This window comes from Lacinutrix cladophorae, from assembly GCF_053604645.1.
In genome coordinates this window covers 449,670-467,587 of the sequence record NZ_JBSHNR010000110.1, presented here as the reverse complement: position 1 = coordinate 467,587, position 17,918 = coordinate 449,670, and the positions used below count along the sequence as shown (strand labels likewise).

At 33.1% G+C, this 17,918-nt stretch carries 14 protein-coding genes and 2 riboswitches; all 14 genes read right to left on the bottom strand.

All coding sequences use genetic code 11. The annotated features are described in order from the left end of the window. Nucleotides 1-136 precede the first annotated feature (136 nt). Nucleotides 137-2,842 (bottom strand): methionine synthase, encoded by a 2,706-nt coding sequence (metH, locus tag ACVC3Y_RS09345; protein ID WP_452226719.1) that lies wholly within the window; start codon nt 2,840-2,842, stop codon nt 137-139. Next, complete coding sequence (locus ACVC3Y_RS09340; protein ID WP_452226718.1) at nt 2,842-3,123, bottom strand: antibiotic biosynthesis monooxygenase family protein; 282 nt, start codon at nt 3,121-3,123, stop codon at nt 2,842-2,844. Before ACVC3Y_RS09340 ends, metH begins: the two co-directional genes overlap by 1 nt. Then, nucleotides 3,123-4,124, bottom strand: coding sequence for a homocysteine S-methyltransferase family protein (locus tag ACVC3Y_RS09335; protein WP_452226717.1), 1,002 nt, complete (start codon nt 4,122-4,124; stop codon nt 3,123-3,125). Before ACVC3Y_RS09335 ends, ACVC3Y_RS09340 begins: the two co-directional genes overlap by 1 nt. Before the next feature lie 57 nt (nt 4,125-4,181). After that, nucleotides 4,182-4,289: riboswitch (SAM riboswitch) on the bottom strand. 62 nt (nt 4,290-4,351) lie between these two features. Further along, on the bottom strand, nt 4,352-5,242 hold the full coding sequence (gene cysM, locus ACVC3Y_RS09330; protein ID WP_407941801.1) for a cysteine synthase CysM: 891 nt from the start codon (nt 5,240-5,242) through the stop codon (nt 4,352-4,354). Next, entirely contained in the window at nt 5,242-5,970 is a 729-nt protein-coding gene (epsC, locus tag ACVC3Y_RS09325; protein ID WP_303422167.1) for a serine O-acetyltransferase EpsC, read from the bottom strand. Before epsC ends, cysM begins: the two co-directional genes overlap by 1 nt. Before the next feature lie 5 nt (nt 5,971-5,975). Then, nucleotides 5,976-7,025: an NAD(P)/FAD-dependent oxidoreductase gene (locus tag ACVC3Y_RS09320; protein WP_452226716.1), complete on the bottom strand. Its 1,050-nt coding sequence runs from the start codon at nt 7,023-7,025 to the stop codon at nt 5,976-5,978. After that, nucleotides 7,018-7,614, bottom strand: a complete 597-nt coding sequence (locus ACVC3Y_RS09315) for a precorrin-2 dehydrogenase/sirohydrochlorin ferrochelatase family protein (protein ID WP_303422172.1) — start codon at nt 7,612-7,614, stop codon at nt 7,018-7,020. The genes ACVC3Y_RS09320 and ACVC3Y_RS09315 overlap by 8 nt, the downstream gene beginning before the upstream one ends. Before the next feature lie 11 nt (nt 7,615-7,625). Beyond that, complete coding sequence (gene cobA / locus ACVC3Y_RS09310) at nt 7,626-8,408, bottom strand: uroporphyrinogen-III C-methyltransferase (RefSeq protein ID WP_452226715.1); 783 nt, start codon at nt 8,406-8,408, stop codon at nt 7,626-7,628. A 12-nt stretch (nt 8,409-8,420) separates the two neighbouring features. Continuing rightward, nucleotides 8,421-10,514 carry a nitrite reductase gene (locus tag ACVC3Y_RS09305; protein ID WP_452226714.1) on the bottom strand — a complete coding sequence of 698 codons (2,094 nt, stop codon included), beginning with the start codon at nt 10,512-10,514 and terminating at the stop codon, nt 8,421-8,423. Between the two features lie 12 nt (nt 10,515-10,526). After that, nucleotides 10,527-11,147: a phosphoadenosine phosphosulfate reductase domain-containing protein gene (locus ACVC3Y_RS09300; protein ID WP_452226713.1), complete on the bottom strand. Its 621-nt coding sequence runs from the start codon at nt 11,145-11,147 to the stop codon at nt 10,527-10,529. A 122-nt stretch (nt 11,148-11,269) separates the two neighbouring features. Next, a complete protein-coding gene (locus ACVC3Y_RS09295) occupies nt 11,270-11,680 on the bottom strand; it encodes an RrF2 family transcriptional regulator (protein WP_303422183.1) in 411 nt (136 codons plus the stop codon). 26 nt (nt 11,681-11,706) lie between these two features. Next, nucleotides 11,707-12,870, bottom strand: coding sequence for a trans-sulfuration enzyme family protein (locus ACVC3Y_RS09290; protein ID WP_303422186.1), 1,164 nt, complete (start codon nt 12,868-12,870; stop codon nt 11,707-11,709). 19 nt (nt 12,871-12,889) lie between these two features. After that, entirely contained in the window at nt 12,890-16,288 is a 3,399-nt protein-coding gene (thrA, locus tag ACVC3Y_RS09285) for a bifunctional aspartate kinase/homoserine dehydrogenase I (protein ID WP_452226712.1), read from the bottom strand. A gap of 66 nt (nt 16,289-16,354) precedes the next feature. After that, nucleotides 16,355-17,647, bottom strand: a complete 1,293-nt coding sequence (locus tag ACVC3Y_RS09280; protein ID WP_452226711.1) for an O-acetylhomoserine aminocarboxypropyltransferase/cysteine synthase family protein — start codon at nt 17,645-17,647, stop codon at nt 16,355-16,357. 120 nt (nt 17,648-17,767) lie between these two features. After that, a riboswitch (SAM riboswitch) is annotated at nt 17,768-17,889 on the bottom strand. Between the last annotated feature and the right edge of the window lie 29 nt (nt 17,890-17,918).

The window sequence follows — 17,918 nt, the reverse complement described above, 5'->3', positions numbered from 1 at the left end:
TCGCGCTTTCGGCAGTCGCTCTTTGCAAGTAGCTCCAACAAAGCCTCAATCCCTAACGCATGTATTTGCTATGTTTTTGTTTTTTTTCAATATTTCATAAAAATTCGTTAGGAGATTCCTGCCTACGCAGGAATTTTTAATCTGCTATATTTGGGTTCAACCATTTTTTAGCTTCCTCTAATGTTATATTTCTTCTTATAGCATAATCTGCTACTTGGTCTTCAGTAATTTTTCCCAATCCGAAATAACGTGCTTCAGGGTTTCCAAAATAATAACCACTCACACTAGCTGCTGGCCACATGGCTAAACTCTCGGTAAGCTTTACACCTATTCTTTTCTCAACATCTAGTACTTCCCAAATGGTATTTTTTTCTAGATGATCTGGACAAGCAGGATACCCAGGAGCTGGACGAATACCTTTATAGTTTTCTTTAATTAGATCTTGATTGCTAAGATTTTCACTTTGTGCATAACTCCAATAGTTGGTTCGTACTTCTTTATGCAAATATTCGGCAAAAGCTTCTGCTAATCTATCTGCTAAAGCTTTTATCATAATCGAATTATAATCGTCATGTGCATCTTCAAATTGCTTTGCTAGTGCTGCAGTTCCAAATCCTGTACTCACACAAAACGCACCTATATAATCTTGTTTCCCTGTTGTTTTTGGAGCAATAAAATCTGCCAAAGCAATATTTGGTTTTCCTACAGCTTTTCTAGATTGTTGACGTAGTGTTAGAAAGTTTATTTTATCATCATGAGACACTGAATCAGGTTCAGCATGAAAATCGCTGATTGTCAGCTCAATATCATCATCATTAACTGTATTTGCAGGAAACAATCCGAAAACGGCTTTCGCTTTTAAAAGCTTTTCATCCAATATGCGTTTTAATAATTCTTGTGCGTCTTTAAAAAGATCGGTTGCTTGTTCACCAACCACTTCATCTGTTAAAATATCTGGATATTTACCATGCAAATCCCAACTTCTAAAAAATGGAGACCAATCGATATAAGCTTCTAATTTCGTAATATCAAAATCTTGAAAATCTTGAATTCCTAATTGTTTCGGCTTTGTAATTTCAGAAGTATTCCAATCTATTGCAAACTTATTTTTTCTTGCATCTGCAATAGAAACATATTCTTTCTTCGTAGTACGGCTTAAAAACTGTTCGCGAAACTTATTATATTCTTCCCGAATTTGCTCTTTATATACTTTATTGTTTTTATTTAATAACTCACCAACAACCGTTACTGCTCTGGAAGCATCATTAATATGCACCACGGTATTACTATAATTTGGTGCAATTTTCACCGAAGTATGCGCACGAGATGTAGTTGCGCCACCAATAATGATTGGAATGGTTACCTTTTTTTTCTCTAAAGATTTAGAAACATACACCATTTCATCTAGCGAAGGAGTAATTAATCCGCTTAGACCAATAATATCTACATTTTCTTCTATGGCAGTTTCTACAATTTTTTCTGGAGGTACCATGACTCCTAAATCTATAATTTCATAATTATTACAACCTAAAACCACGCTCACAATATTTTTTCCAATATCGTGTACATCTCCTTTTACAGTAGCCATTAAAATCTTACCTGCAAACTCTTGCTTTCCGTCTTTTTCTGCTTCAATAAACGGTTGTAAATAAGCAACCGCTTTTTTCATAACACGAGCAGATTTTACCACCTGTGGCAAGAACATTTTTCCGCTTCCAAATAAATCTCCTACTACATTCATACCAATCATTAAATGGCCTTCTATAACGTCAATTGGCTTAGGTGATGCTTGTCTAGCTTCTTCTATATCTTCAATAATAAAAGCATCTAAACCTTTTACTAATGCATGTGTAATTCTTTCTTGTAAAGGCTTATTTCTCCATTCTAAAACTTTGGTTACATCTTCTTTTTTATTTCCTTTTACGGTTTCTGCAAAATCTAATAACCGTTCGGTAGCATCGTCGCTTCTATCGAATAAAACATCTTCTACATGTTTTAATAAATCTTTATCAATTTCATCATAAACCTCTAACATTGTTGGATTAACGATACCTAGATTCATTCCGTGTTGAATAGCATGGTATAAAAAAGCAGCATTAATAGCTTCACGAACGGTATTATTTCCTCGAAACGAAAAAGACACATTGCTTACTCCTCCAGAAACATTTGCATAGGGAAGATTCTCGCGAATCCATTTGGTAGCTTTAAAGAAATCTAATGCGTTTAAACGATGTTCATCCATTCCTGTTGCCACAGGAAAAATATTAGGATCGAAGATGATATCTTGTGGTGCAAAGCGAACAACCTCAACCAATATATCATAAGAACGTTTACAGATATCAATTCTTCGTTGGTAGGTATCTGCTTGACCAGTTTCATCAAATGCCATTACAATTACAGCAGCTCCATAACGTTTTACTAATTTTGCTTGGCGTATAAATTCGGCTTCCCCTTCTTTTAAACTTATAGAATTCACTACACATTTACCTTGAGCGACTTGTAGTCCAGCTTCAATAATTTCCCATTTGGAACTATCTATCATAATAGGTACTCTAGAAATATCTGGTTCGGAAGCAATGAGGTTTAAAAAGGTTGTCATGGCATACTTTCCATCTAGCATACCTTCGTCCATATTAACGTCAATAATTTGCGCGCCACCTTCAACTTGATCTCTAGCAACACTTAAAGCTTCTTCGTACTTCTCTTCTTTAATTAAACGAAGAAATTTTCTAGATCCAGTGACATTAGTTCTTTCTCCTACATTTACAAAGTTACTTTCTGGAGTAACCACTAAAGGCTCTAATCCTGAAAGCGTTAAATATTTATTTTTAGTTTTACTCATTATTTATAATGTTCTACTGTTGGAAATGGTTGGTAAAAATGATGTAATAATTCTTTCCATACTTTATATTCTTCCGATTTTCTAAATCCGACTTCATGGTCTTCTATAGTTTCCCAATGCACTAATAAGATGTATTTATTTTCTATTTCAACACACTTTTTTAATTGATGAGAAATGTATCCTTTCTTAGAGGAAAGAATTGCTTTTGCTTTTTTAAAAGCTGCTTCAAATTCTTTTGAAAGCCCTTTTTTTATATTTAAAATTGCTACTTCTAATATCATTATGCTGTAACCTCTATTTTTCTTGGTTTATATTTACTAGCAACGGCAGCAATAGCTTTAATATGTTCTGGACTAGTACCACAACAACCACCAATAATATTTATTAAATCGTCTTGTAAATATGCTTCAATGTATGTCTGCATTTGTTTTGGCGATTCATCATATTCACCAAAAGCATTTGGTAATCCTGCATTTGGATGTGCAGAAGTAAAAAAGTCAGTTTTATCCGATAAACGCTGTAAATATGGTTTTAATTGTTCTGCTCCTAAGGCACAATTAAACCCCACGCTTAATAAAGGAACATGTGAAATAGAAGTTAAGAATGCTTCTACCGTTTGACCTGACAATGTTCTTCCAGAAGCATCTGTAATGGTACCAGAAACCATTATTGGAATATCTATATTTCGTGCTTCTTTTACTTCTTCTATAGCAAACAAAGCTGCTTTAGCATTAAGGGTATCAAAAATAGTTTCGACTAAAAGAAGATCTACTCCTCCATCGATTAAAGCTTCAACTTGTTGCTTATATGCAATACGTAACTCTTCAAAAGTAATGGCTCTATACTCTGGTCTATTTACATCTGGAGATAAACTTGCTGTTCGGTTTGTGGGACCAATACTTCCTGCAACAAATCGGGGTTTATTTGGATTCTCTTTTGTGAATTTATCGGCAACTGTTTTTGCTATTTTAGCAGATTCATAGTTTAGTTCGTACACTAAATCTTCCATATCATAATCTGCCATAGCAATTGTAGTTCCAGAAAAGGTATTGGTTTCTACAATATCTGCTCCAGCTTCAAAATATTTAGCGTGAATAGTTGCTATTGCTTCCGGTTGGGTTAGCGACAACAAATCGTTATTTCCTTTTAAGGAAGAAGGGTAATCTTTAAAGCGTTCGCCTCGAAAATCTTCTTCTGAAAAATTATATTGCTGAAGCATCGTACCCATGGCACCATCTAGCACTAGTATATGTTGTTGTAAAATTTGTTTAATTTTTGACATATTATATTTAATTATATAAATGTCATCAGGAAAGGAAGTAATAGAATTACTTGTGGTTATCTGTCTTATTACTGAGATTTGAGTAATAAGTAGAATTTAGCACCTTCTTTTTAATAAAGGGTTGCCAAGGCTTCAATGGGTCTATTCCCTCTGCCTTTCGTGATAACATTCAATACGTTTATGAACTAAAGTGTAAATTAAGGGAATAAAAAAATGATAACCAATTTTTATTCATATAAATCTGAAGATATATAACGATCTCCAATATCGCAGATAATTGCTACGAGGATTCCTTTGTCTATTTGTTGGGCGATTTGTAATGCAGAAGCAACAGACCCTCCACTACTCATTCCTGCAAAAACACCTTCTTCTTTTGCTAATCGATTAGCTACTAATCTAGCATCTTCTTCGCTTACATCGACAACCAGATCCACTTTAGAAGCATTAAATATTTTTGGCAAATACGCTTCTGGCCATTTACGAATTCCAGGTATTTTGGCGCCATCTTTAGGCTGTGCTCCTACAATTACTACGTCTTTATTTTGTTCTTTAAGATATGTAGAAACTCCCATAATGGTTCCTGTGGTTCCCATTGCAGAAACAAAATGTGTTATTTCTCCATTAGTATCCTTCCAGATTTCTGGTCCAGTGGTTTTATAATGCGCTTTCCAGTTATCATCATTTGCAAATTGATTTAACATGAAATAGCCTTTTTCTTCGCTTAATTGAATGGCTAAATCTCTAGCTCCTTCAATACCAACCTCTACAGAAGTTAAAATTAATTCTGCGCCATAAGCACGCATCGTTTTAATACGCTCTTTGGTAGAATTTTCAGGCATTATAAGCACCATATTTAAACCCGAAAGTTGCGCTATGAATGCCAGTGCAATACCAGTATTTCCACTTGTAGCTTCTACTAGAGTGTCTCCTTTTTTAATATCGCCACGTTTTAATGCTTCATTAATCATATTAAAAGCTGCACGATCTTTAACACTTCCTCCTGGGTTTTTTCCTTCTAATTTTAAAAACAAGCGCACTCCTTCTTTTTGCAAAATATGAGTAGCTTCTACTAAAGGCGTATTACCTATTAAATCTGTTATCGATTTTCCTTCTATCATTATTTTCTAGTCTTAATTTTAATTTCCGATTGATAGGTCACCAAAGAGTTTGCTGGAACAGTTTCTGTAATCCAAACATTAGCTCCTATAATGCTATTTGCACCAATTACAATATCGCCTCCAAGAATAGTTGCGTTCGCATAAATAGTAACATTTTCTTCGATGGTTGGATGTCTTTTTGTGGAAGCTAAACTTTTTTTGACTTGAATTCCGCCAAGCGTTACCCCTTGATAAATTTTAACCTTACGTTTAATAATTGCAGTTTCCCCAATAACAACACCTGTTCCGTGATCTATAAAAAAAGAATCTCCAATAGTAGCTCCTGCGTGAATATCTATTCCAGTAATACCATGAATATACTCAGACATCATTCGAGATAGAATATATAGGTCTAGTTTGTAAAACTCATGACTTAGACGATACACAGCAATAGCGTGAAATCCTGGATATGCTAGATATACTTCCTCTAAACTTTTACAAGCAGGATCGTTGTCTTTAGCAGCATGTGCATCTAATTCAATTTTTTTTTTAATTAGATGTAATTTATCTGAAAAGGTTTTCCAAATGGCTTCTCCATCTACAATCGATAGTTCTTTAGAAAACTTTAAAAAAACGGCTTTTAAATACCCTAACTCTTCTTTTTGCTTTTCTTTTTTTTCGAATAAAGCATAAAATAAATCTTTAGTAAAAACTGCTACTTCTTCTTTTAATCGAAGGTTAAAAATCATTTCATTTAATTGATAGATTGAACGACTGCTTTTGGCGCTTCTTTACGTGTTCCATCAAAACCATCAATACCACTAACAGTGGTGTATTTTAGCACATATTTTTTACCCGGATGGATAATTTTATATGCAGATTGACACATTAAAGTTGCTTCATGAAAACCACACAAAATCAACTTTAGTTTCCCTTCGTATGTGTTTACATCTCCAATTGCAAATATACCCGGAATATTTGTTTGATAGTCTAATGTATCTACTTTTATAGCATTTTTAACAATTTCTAACCCCCAATCAGCTATTGGCCCTAACTTAGGCGACAATCCAAATAACGGAATAAAGTGATCGGTTTCTAATAATGTTTTCTCTCCTTCTTTGGTAACCGTTATTCCTTCTAATTTGGTATTACCATGTAAAGCCGTTACTTCTGCTGGAGTAATAAGATTGATTTTACCTAGTTTTTTAAGCTCCTGAACTTTCTCTACAGAATCTAAAGCTCCACGAAATTCATTTCTTCTATGTATTAAAGTTACATTCGAAGCTACATTTGCTAAAAAGACACTCCAATCTAAAGCCGAATCTCCTCCTCCTGAAATAATCACTTTTTTATCTCTGTATACTTCTGGATCCTTAATAAAGTATTCTACTCCTTTATCTTCATAATAAGCAATATTCTCTATTTTGGGCTTTCTAGGTTCAAAAGAACCTAAACCACCTGCTATAGCGACAATTGGAGCTTGATGTTTTGTTCCTTTATTAGTGGTTACAATAAAGCTACCATCACCCTGTTTTTCAATAGTTTCGGCACGCTCCCCTAGAGTAAAACCTGGCTCAAACTGTTTTCCTTGCTCTAATAAATTGGTAGTTAAATCTCCTGCTAAAACTTCTGGAAAACCAGGAATATCGTAAATAGGTTTCTTTGGGTAAATCTCCGAACATTGTCCGCCAGGTTGAGGCAATGCATCAATTAAATGGCACTTTAATTTTAGCAATCCTGCCTCAAAAACTGTAAATAAACCTGTTGGACCTGCTCCTATTATTAATATATCTGTTTTAATCATGATGTACTTCTTTTTTACTAATTAATCCTTTTGTGAATTCGTTTAATGTTTCTACTTTTTCTTCAAAATCACCTTTTATTGTTTTTCTAAATATGTTTAAGTTTTTAACCATATCATCAATATTATCTGGAATTACATCTTCGAAAAATTGACGCAAACGTTTTGCTGTAGTTGGTGATTTACCGTTAGTAGAAATGGCTATTTTCACGTTTCCTTTGGTGACAATTCCTCCCATGTAAAAATCGCAATATGGCGGATTATCTGCTACGTTTACCAGAATATTTCTTTCTTTACAATCGTGATACACTTCTACATTAACCGCTACATTATCTGTGGTCGCAATGACAATATGTTTATTACTTAAAAACGAATTAGTATACACTCCATTTATCATTTCTATTCCAAATTTAGTAGCTAACGCAATCGTTTCTTCTCTAAAAAAAGGAGCTATCATTTGTACTTTTGCATTTGGACTAGACTTAAGTAAAAAGCTTAATTTTTCTAATGCTACATTTCCTCCTCCAACAATTAGCACATTAAGTTGCTCTACTTTTAAAAAAATTGGATATAAGTTATTTCTATCTTGCATAATAATACATCTTATACTGAAATTACTTCTGGTTGTTTATTCACTTTATTGAATATTGAATTTAATAGCACTCGTTTTTCAACCACTTCTCCTATTACAATTATTGCTGGATTTGCTAGTTGTTTTTCTTTCACGACATTGCAAATGGTTTCTATAGTACCTACTCCAAATTTTTCATCTTTTGTAGTTCCGTTTTGAATGATTGCTATTGGTGTTTTTTGTTTCCCTTCGGAAGAAAAAATAGACACAATTTCTTCTAGCTTACTCATTCCCATCAAGATAACCACTGTAGCTGATGACTTTGCAGCAACTGCTATATCTTTTGAAATCTTGTGAGCTTTAGTTGTTCCCGTAATCACCCAAAAACTTTCCGAACTTCCTCTTTTGGTTAGTGGGATTCCTTGATATGCTGGCACAGCCAAAGAAGATGAAATACCAGGAACCATATAGGTTTCTAGACCAAATGGTCTTACATAATCAATCTCTTCTGCTCCACGACCAAAGATAAAGGGATCTCCTCCTTTTAAGCGTACTACATGACCATGAGATTTAGCTCTAGCAACAATTAAATCGTTAATTTGCTCCTGTTGGTATGCATAACAACCTTTACGTTTTCCAACAAAAATGAGTTCTGCATTTGGTGATGCATATTGCAATAGTTCTTTATTTACAAGCGCATCATACAAAATTACATTTGCATTTTTAATGGCTTTTATTGCTTTTAGAGTGACTAGATCTGGATCTCCAGGTCCTGCGCCTACAACGGTTAACTTTGGTATTATTATCGCTTTCATAGTAGAAGTAATTTAGCTTACTAATTGTTTTTCATTTTCTCTAAACACACGAACAGCTTCTAAGAAATCTGCTGCATTTTTAATATAACTTTTTGCAAATGCTTCGGTTGGTGCATTGTTTTTTATCTGATAAATTAATTCGGAAAAAGAGACTCCTAAATTAATTTTATTACTCGCTACAAATTCGGTTTGAAATGTATTAATAATTCCTGCTTGTGTATTGGTTGAAATATTTTCGGAAAGTAAAATGGCTTTTGCAGAATTAACCATCGAACTATAAGCAAAATAGATTGCGTTTGAAAATACTTTGTTTCCAAAAGCTTCTTTTGCAGTGTCAATTTTTTCTTCACTCTCTAGAAATAAAGTTGCAATTAAATCGATAACAACACCTGCACATTCTCCAATCCCAATTGCTTTAACATAGGTTTCTTCAGTTCCCCAATCTATAAAATCTTCTTGGGATAAATTGGTGGCATCTGAAAGGTCTTTAAGCATTTCATAAAAATACTTTTCGCCTTGTTGCACATAATAATCTACAAACAATTTCCCTTTAGCATTTGCTTCAAAATCGTCTAAAATTCTACGTAAAGCTTCCGGTCCTCTTCTACTTGGCATTTTCACTACTTTATCTGCAAAAACACCTTGGCCATTTCCTCTATTCCCTCCACCTAAAAGTACTTGTAAAGCTGGAGCAACTAATTTATCTGGTGTACGAATAGACATCCCTTGAAAACCAATATTTGCTGCATTGTGTTGTCCACAAGCATTCATACAACCGCTAATTTTAATAATTAAATCTTCATTTTTTAAATACTGCGGATATTCCGCTTTAATAACACGTTCTAGCTCATCAGCAATTCCTGTACTACTTGCAATTCCTAAATTACAAGTATCTGTTCCAGGACAAGCTGTAATGTCTACTGCTTTATTATAACCTGCTTCTGCAAAACCAAGTTTAGATAATTCTTGGTAGAAAAAAGGTAGTAATTCCTCTTTAACAAAAGGGATTACAATATTTTGACGTAAGCTTAAACGAAGCTCTCCTGCAGCATAATCGTTAACTAAATCTGCTAGCAATCTCGCTTTATCGGTATAAAAATCTCCTAGAAGCACTTTAATTCCTATAGCGAAAAAACCGTCTTGTTTTTGCGGAATAACATTTGTTGTCTTCCATAACTGAAACGTTTCTTCATTGGTAATTTCTACTTTAGGAACTTCAACAGAAACCGGAGTAGAAACTGGGTATTTTTCGGTATCAATAGCTACTGATTTAAATTCGATAGCATCTTGTTCTTCTTCTACTAATTTTCTAAAAGCATCTAAACCGATGTCTTTAATTAAGAATTTCATTCTTGCCTTTGCACGACTTTTACGTTCTCCATGACGATCAAAAACTCTCAAAACACCTTCCATTATAGGAATGATTTTATCGGTTTCTAAAAAATCATAAAATACATCTGCGTGTCTTGGTTGTGACCCTAAACCGCCACCAAGCATTACTTTAAAACCTCTAATACCATTTTCAATTTTAGCAATAAAACCCAAATCATGCATGTAAGACAAGCCTGTATCTTCATCGGTCCCTGAAAATGAAACCTTGAATTTCCTTCCCATTTCTTGACAAATAGGATTACGCAAAAAGAATTTAAAAATTGCATCTGCATACGGAGAAACATCAAAAGGTTCGTTGACATCTATTCCAGCAGTTTCACTTGCAGTTACGTTTCGAACAGTGTTACCACAAGCTTCACGAAGGGTAACATCATCTCGTTCTAGTTCTGCCCAAAGTTCTGGTGTACGATCTAGATCTACATAATGAATTTGGATATCTTGTCGAGTAGTAATGTGTAATCTACCTCGAGAATACTCATCAGACACATCTGCTATTCTATGTAATTGACTACTTAAAACTTTACCATAAGGCAGTTTTATTCTAATCATTTGCACACCTTGTTGGCGTTGGCCATAAACCCCTCTTGCAAGTCGAAGACTTCTAAATTTTTCTTCATCTACTTTTCCTGCTTTAAAAAGTTCAATTTTATTGGCTAAATCAATAATATCTTGCGCTACTATCGGATTTTCTATTTCGGTTCTAAAACTCTGCATAATCTATCTACTTTATTGCAAGTGTATACCACACTCTCTATTTTCTAAGGCTTTTATTGGATCGAAATACGTATGATTTTTAGGCAAATTGTGTACTTCTAAATAATTATCTAAATCGTAATCTGACCAATAATAAAATGGACTAATTTTTAAAATACCATCTTTACTATAACTTAGAATATCTTTCTTATTTCTTAATTCGGTTTGTCGCACTCTAATATTTGTGAACCACATATCTGGTTGATGCTCTTGTAACGCTCTTCTAAAAGGTTCCAGTTTTACTACTTCCGAAAATTCTGCATGATTATCATCTTCCACAGTTGGCAAACCAATAGTTGCATCTATTTCTTCTTTGGTTTTTAATGATTGATACTTATTTATATTTAAACTAAAATCTTTAATAAGGTTTTCTGCATGGGTATAAGTAGCTGGCTGATTATATAATGTATCACACCAAATCACCTTTATATCTTTATCATGCTTAGACATGGTACTTAGTAAAATTGCAGAATACTTACCAAAACTTGTAGTAACTATTCTATTATTTGACAAGGTTAAAGCCCATTGAATAATTTCATCTGGTGTTTTGTTTTTTAACTCTTTATTTAAGGTATCAATATCTAATTTTATCATGCTATTTATTTTAATTCTATAATTCCTATCGATTTAGTAGGATATTAAAACAAATGTATTGTTTTATTTCTTTATAATTACTAAATATTCCTTAAAAATATAGAGCAATTTTTAATAATATATTAATTGGTTAAATCTGCAAGAGAAGTATTTCTGAAAATATCTAGTGTATTATCTCTCACTTTTACCATTAATAAATGTACAGCACAAGATGCTTCGTCTGGGCAATCGGAACATTTTTCATAAAAATTTAAACTCACACATGGTACCATAGCAATTGGTCCTTCAAGAATTCGCATAACATCTACCATTTGAATTTCGCTTGGTTTTTTTAATAGATAATATCCACCACCTTTTCCTTTTTTAGATCCTAAAAAACCATTTTTTCTTAAACTCAATAAAATACTCTCTAGAAATTTTCTTGAAATATTTTCACTTTTTGAAATGGTTTCAATTTGTACTGGAGCATTCCCTTCTTGTTTCGCCAAAAAAGTAAGTGCTTTAATTCCGTATTTTGTTTTTTTAGAAAGCATGTAGCAAAGATACTTATTTAATAAGTTTAATCTAAAGCCTGTTTTAAATCGTTAATAATATCTTCTACATTTTCTAATCCTACAGAAACACGAACTAATCCATCTGTAATACCAACTTCCAATCGATCTACTTCGGTTAATTTACTATGCGTTGTAGATGCAGGATGTGTAACAATAGTTTTAGTATCGCCTAAATTAGCAGAAAGGGATGCCATTTTAATTTTATTTAAAAAACTCCTACCATTTTCAATTCCTCCTTCCACTTCGAAAGCAACAATATTCCCTCCTTTTTTCATTTGCTTTTTAGCAATTTCATATTGTGGATGCGATTTTAAAAAAGGGTATTTTACAAGATTTACTTTTGGGTGCGACTCTAAAAAGGAAGCCACTTGCAATGCATTTTCACAATGTCTATCTACTCGAACCGCAAGCGTCTCTAAACTTTTAGACAATACCCAAGCATTAAAAGGAGATAAGGCAGGACCAGTATTTCTTGAGAACAAATAAATTTCTTTTATTAAATCTTTACTTCCAACGGTAACTCCTCCAAGAACACGACCTTGACCATCGATTAATTTTGTTGCAGAATGAATAACTAAATCTGCTCCAAATTTAATTGGGTTTTGTAAATATGGGGTTGCAAAGCAATTGTCTATTACCAACAAAATATTGTGTTTTTTCGCTAGGTTTCCTAGACGCTCTAAGTCTAGAATATCTACTGCTGGATTTGTTGGACTTTCGGCATATAGGATTTTAGTACTTGGTTGAATCAAATCTTCAATAGCGTCTAAATTATTAATATCGAAATAGCTTGTGGAGATGTTCCATTTTGGTAAAAATTTAGTAAATAAACCATGCGTGGTTCCAAAAACACTTCTTGATGAAACAATATGATCTCCTGCATTTAGCAGTGCTGCAAATGTTGAAAAAACGGCAGACATACCTGTTGCAAAAGCAAAACCATCTTCCGCCCCTTCCATTTTACAAATTTTATCAATAAATTCGGAAGTATTGGGATTAGAATACCTGCTGTAGATATTGCGTTCTTTTTCTTCGGCAAAAGATGCTCTCATATCTTCTGCATCTTCAAAAACATAACTAGATGTTAAATATAGTGGCGAAGAATGCTCTAAAAATTGAGAACGTTCTATTTGCGTTCTAATTGCTTCGGTTTCAAAATGCTTATCCATTAACTTTTGTTATTATTTTCTAATTATTATTCTCAACTAACCTTAATATATCCCCAAAAACACCTCTTGCTGTCACTTGCGCTCCTGCTCCAGCTCCTTGAATCACCAATGGTTGGTCTCCATAAGATTCTGTATAAATTTCAAAAATTGAATCCGATCCTTTTAAAGCACCTAATGGTGAACTTTGTGGAACAGAGACTAACTTGACTTCTAATTTCGCGCCATTTTCATCTTCTAAATTACCAGATAAATCACCAATATAACGTAACACATGATTTTCTTTTTGGTCTTCTTTGGAAACTTTATAGCTATCATTCATCTGCTCTAAAGCATTTAAAAAAGTAGATACATCTACATCTTGAAGCGACTCCGGAATTAAATTTTGAATGACTACATCTTCAATTTCATTATTTAAATCTAGCTCTCTTGCAAGAATAAGTAATTTTCTAGCGACATCGTTTCCGCAAAGATCTTCCCTAGGGTCTGGCTCTGTAAAACCTTTATCAATTGCTTCACTAAGTATTTCTGAAAACAATTTATCTTCCACAGAAAAACTATTAAAAATATAACTCAATGTCCCAGAAAACACACCTCTAATTCGTGTAATATTTTCACCTGAAAGATGTAATAATTTAATGGTATCAATTAATGGCAAACCTGCTCCAACATTGGTTTCGTATAAATATTTTTTTTGATACTTATCTAAATTGTTTCGTAATTCATTATAAAAAATTAAATCGATAGTATTTGCAATTTTATTAGAAGAAACCAAATCGAACCCATTAGAAACTAAAGTATTATAATAATTTACAAATGTTTTACTTGCTGTATTATCTATAGCGATTAAATTTTCTAAATGGTGTTTTTCGGCAAAATCTATAACAGTTTGAATCGAATAACTTTCACCATTTTGCACAATATCTTCTTTCCAATTTTGAGTAACACCATTTTTAGAAAGTAGTATTTTTTTAGAATTAGAAATCGCAAAAATATTAAGCTTTACTCCTTTGCGTTTTTCAATATCTTTAGCTGAAGAAATAATTTGATTAATCAATGCACCACCTACCAAACCATGTCCAAAAATAGCTAGATTAACTTTTTTACAACTGCTAAATACTTCGCCATGAATTACGTTTGCAGCTTTTAGCAATTGCTCTTTTTTAACTACCAAACTTACATTTTTACCAGTAAATGTATTATTAAAAAGCAATGGTGTAATTTGATTTTTTATTAGTGCATTAAACGGCTTATGAAAAGCGCTTAATTCGATACCAATTATAGAAATAACCGAAACATCATCTACCACATCAATTTTATTAACGTCTTGCGAATAAAAATCATTTTCAAACTCACGTTCTAAAGCGATAACCGCTTTTGTTGCCTTATCGGCATCGATAATTAAGCCTATTCCTCTTTCAGAAGATCCTTGAGAAATAATGCTTACACTAATATCCTGTGTACTCAATGCTTTAAAAATTCTAGCATCGACACCTACTTTACCTAGCAAACCTCTTCCTTCTAAATTTATTAAGGCTACATTATCTAATACAGATAAGGAAGTAGCTTGGTTACTGTCTTTTTTGGCAGTAATTAAAGTGCCTTCGTCTTCTGGGTTAAATGTATTTAAAATACGAAGATGGATGTTTTTTTCTAATAATGGAATAATCGTTTTTGCATGTAAAATAGTTGCTCCAAAATTTGCCAACTCATTCGCTTCGGCAAAAGAAAGTACTTTAATTTTTTTTGCGTCGGGAACTAAATCTGGATTTGCGGAATAAATACCATTAACATGTGTATAATTTTGAAGCTCTTCAGCATCTAAATAGTTCGCTAAAAGTGCCGCCGAATAGTTACTTCCATTTCGACCTAAAGTGGTAGTTTCATTTTTTAAGTTAGAGCTAATAAAACCAGTAACCACATTTACTGTTGTACCATTATATTGTTTAAAATGTGCTAAAACATTTTCTTTAGAAAGCGCATGTATTGGTTGCGAGTTACTAAAACTGTCATCTGTTTTAATTAGTGCTCTAGCGTCTGTTGCATTGGCATTTATATTTTGAGATTTTAGTAATTCGGTAATTAATTTTGCTGATAATATTTCGCCAAAAGCTAAAACTTGATTTTCAATTTTCTCGCTATAATCTCCTAATAAAGAAACACCTTCAAAAATGGTTTCTAGCGTTTTAAATTCTTCAGAAAAATCTATAGTTTTTAATGGTGCTTTTTGATATTCTTGAAATGTAGCAAATGCTTCTTTATATGCTTCTTTTTTAGATGCTTTAATAAGAATCCCCTCTAAATCATTCGTTGCATTTCCTCTAGCAGAAACAACAACAGTTATTCGCTCTTGCTTTTCTACTTTATCTTTTATTATAGAAATAGCGCTATTTAAACCTTCATTATTTGCTAATGATTTACCGCCAAATTTTAATATTTTCATTTTTTTATTTTTTGAATTTGGTCTAAAAATATTCTCAATTATTTTTTCTAACTGATCAAATTCTATTAAAAAAGCATCATGTCCATGATCGGAATTAATTTCATTATACGTCACATTTGGATGTAATAATGCTAATTGTTTTTGTGTTTCTCTATTTTCTTCGGCAGTAAAAAACAAATCCGAATCTACACCTACAATACTAATATTTGCGTTGATGTTTTTTAAAACAGCATCATAATTATCTCTCCCTTTTGATACATCTATACTACGTAACAATTGATTCATTAACTTGTACGCCGATAATTGAAAACGTTCTTGTAATTTTTTACCATGATGCAGCAACCAACTTTCGACATTAAAAATTTCTAAGTCGTTATTTCTACTTCTTTTAAAACGCTCTTTAAAAGATTTCGGCGTCCTGTAACACAACATAGCATGCATTCTAGCATCGTGAACAGGATTGCTGGAGTTTAATAAAAACTGCTCTTGAATTTGACAATTTGCAATTAGCCAATCGGTAGATTTCCAATCGGTAGCAACAGTTATTAGATGAGTAGCTAAATCTGGAGATAGCACAGCCATTTCCCATGCTATTCCACCTCCTAAAGAACCTCCAATAAGAGCAAAAACAGATGCAATTTTTAGTTTATGTAAACCAACTAAAAATATTTTCGCAATATCTCTTGCTACAAAATCTTTATAATTTTCAATTACAAAACCATCGTATCCATTTCCAGGAATATTAAATGCCAAAACGGTATATACATTCGTGTCAATTACTTTTTCTTCGCCAATAATATCGCTCCACCAACCATCTTTTCCGGCAACATTACTATTTCCTGTTAGCGCATGATTTACCAATACAATGGGAGCCTTATGTAAAGGTTGTCCGAAAATTTGATAGGATAACTCAATATTTTGAAGCACTCCAGAAGCAAGTTCAAAACCAGGAATTGTTATGTAATGTAGTGAAGCCATTTGTAGATTTTATTAGATAAAAGTGCTACGCAAAATATGATTTGCGTAGCATTAAGAACTTAAATTTTATGCTAAAATGGTTTCTTTTACCACTTTAAAAGCTGCTTTTAAATCGTCTTTTAAATCTTCAATATTTTCAATACCTACAGAAAGGCGAATTAAATCTTTAGTAACTCCAGAAGCTGCTTGTGCAACTTCATCTAATTGTTGGTGTGTTGTACTTGCAGGATGAATTATTAGGGATTTGGTATCTCCAATATTAGCCAACAAAGAAAATAGTTTGGTGGTATCTGCAATTTTTTTAGCAGACTCGAAACCTCCTTCTACTCCAAAAGTTACGACTCCACTTTGTCCTTCTGGTAAATATTTTTCTGCAAGTGCTTTGTATTTACTAGATGCTAAACCTGGATAATTTACCCAATTTACTTCTGGCTGCTCTTCTAACCAAGTGGCTAAAGCTAAAGCGTTTTCACTATGTTTTTTAATGCGAAGTTCCAAAGTTTCTAAACCTTGAATAATTTGAAAGGCATTAAATGGACTTAATGCGCCGCCATAATCTCTTAATCCTTCAATTCTAATTTTTGCAATAAATGCTGCTGCACCAATAGCTTCGCTATATACTAATCCGTGATAACCAGCAGAAGGCTCTGTAAATTCAGGAAATTTCCCGTTGGTCCAATCAAATGTCCCTGCATCGATAATGACTCCTCCTAGAGAAGTTCCATTTCCAGTTATATATTTGGTAAGCGAGTGAATTACAATATTTGCACCATGTGCAATCGGGTTTAATAAATATGGTGTCGCAACTGTATTATCTACAATTAACGGCACTTTGTTTTCTTTTGCTTCTTTTGAAATCACTTCCAAATCCAGAACATCTAATTTTGGATTCCCTAAAGATTCAACAAAAAATGCTCTTGTATTTTCTTGGGTTGCTTTTTTAAAGTTTTCGGGATTTGAAGGATCAACAAATGTAGTTGTAATACCATGTCTAGGCAAGGTAACACTTAACAAGTTATAGGTTCCCCCATACAAACTACTCGATGCAACAATATGATCTCCTGCTTTTAATAGAGTAAGTAACGTTGTTGAAATTGCTGCTGTTCCAGAAGCAGTTGCTACTGCAGCAATCCCTCCTTCTAAGGCTGCTAATCGTTGTTCTAAAATATCGTTGGTAGGATTATTTAATCGTGTATAAATAAATCCCGGAACCGAAAGATTAAATCTTCCTGCTGCATCGTCTGAATCGTTAAAAACATAAGATGATGTTTGATAAATAGGAACTGCCCTGGTTCCTGCTGTTTGACTAACGTCGTGTCCTGCGTGCAATGCTTTAGTTGCGAATTTTTGTGTACTCATTTTTCTAAGTTTTTGAGTTAATTAATGATTAAACCAAAAGTCAAATAAGCCTCATTAGAAGCATACTTAATAGAAAAATGTTAAAAAGAAAATACTAATTACAGATGAGTAATTAGGTTTAAGTTATCTATCCAATCTTCAATTAATGAATTGAAAATTAAGTAGAATTTAGCACCTTCTTAGTAAATCTAAGGGTTGCTAAGGCTTCATCGAGTCTATCTCTCCGCCTTTCTTGATAACATTTCAGTAAGTGTTTGAACTTTGTGAGCAC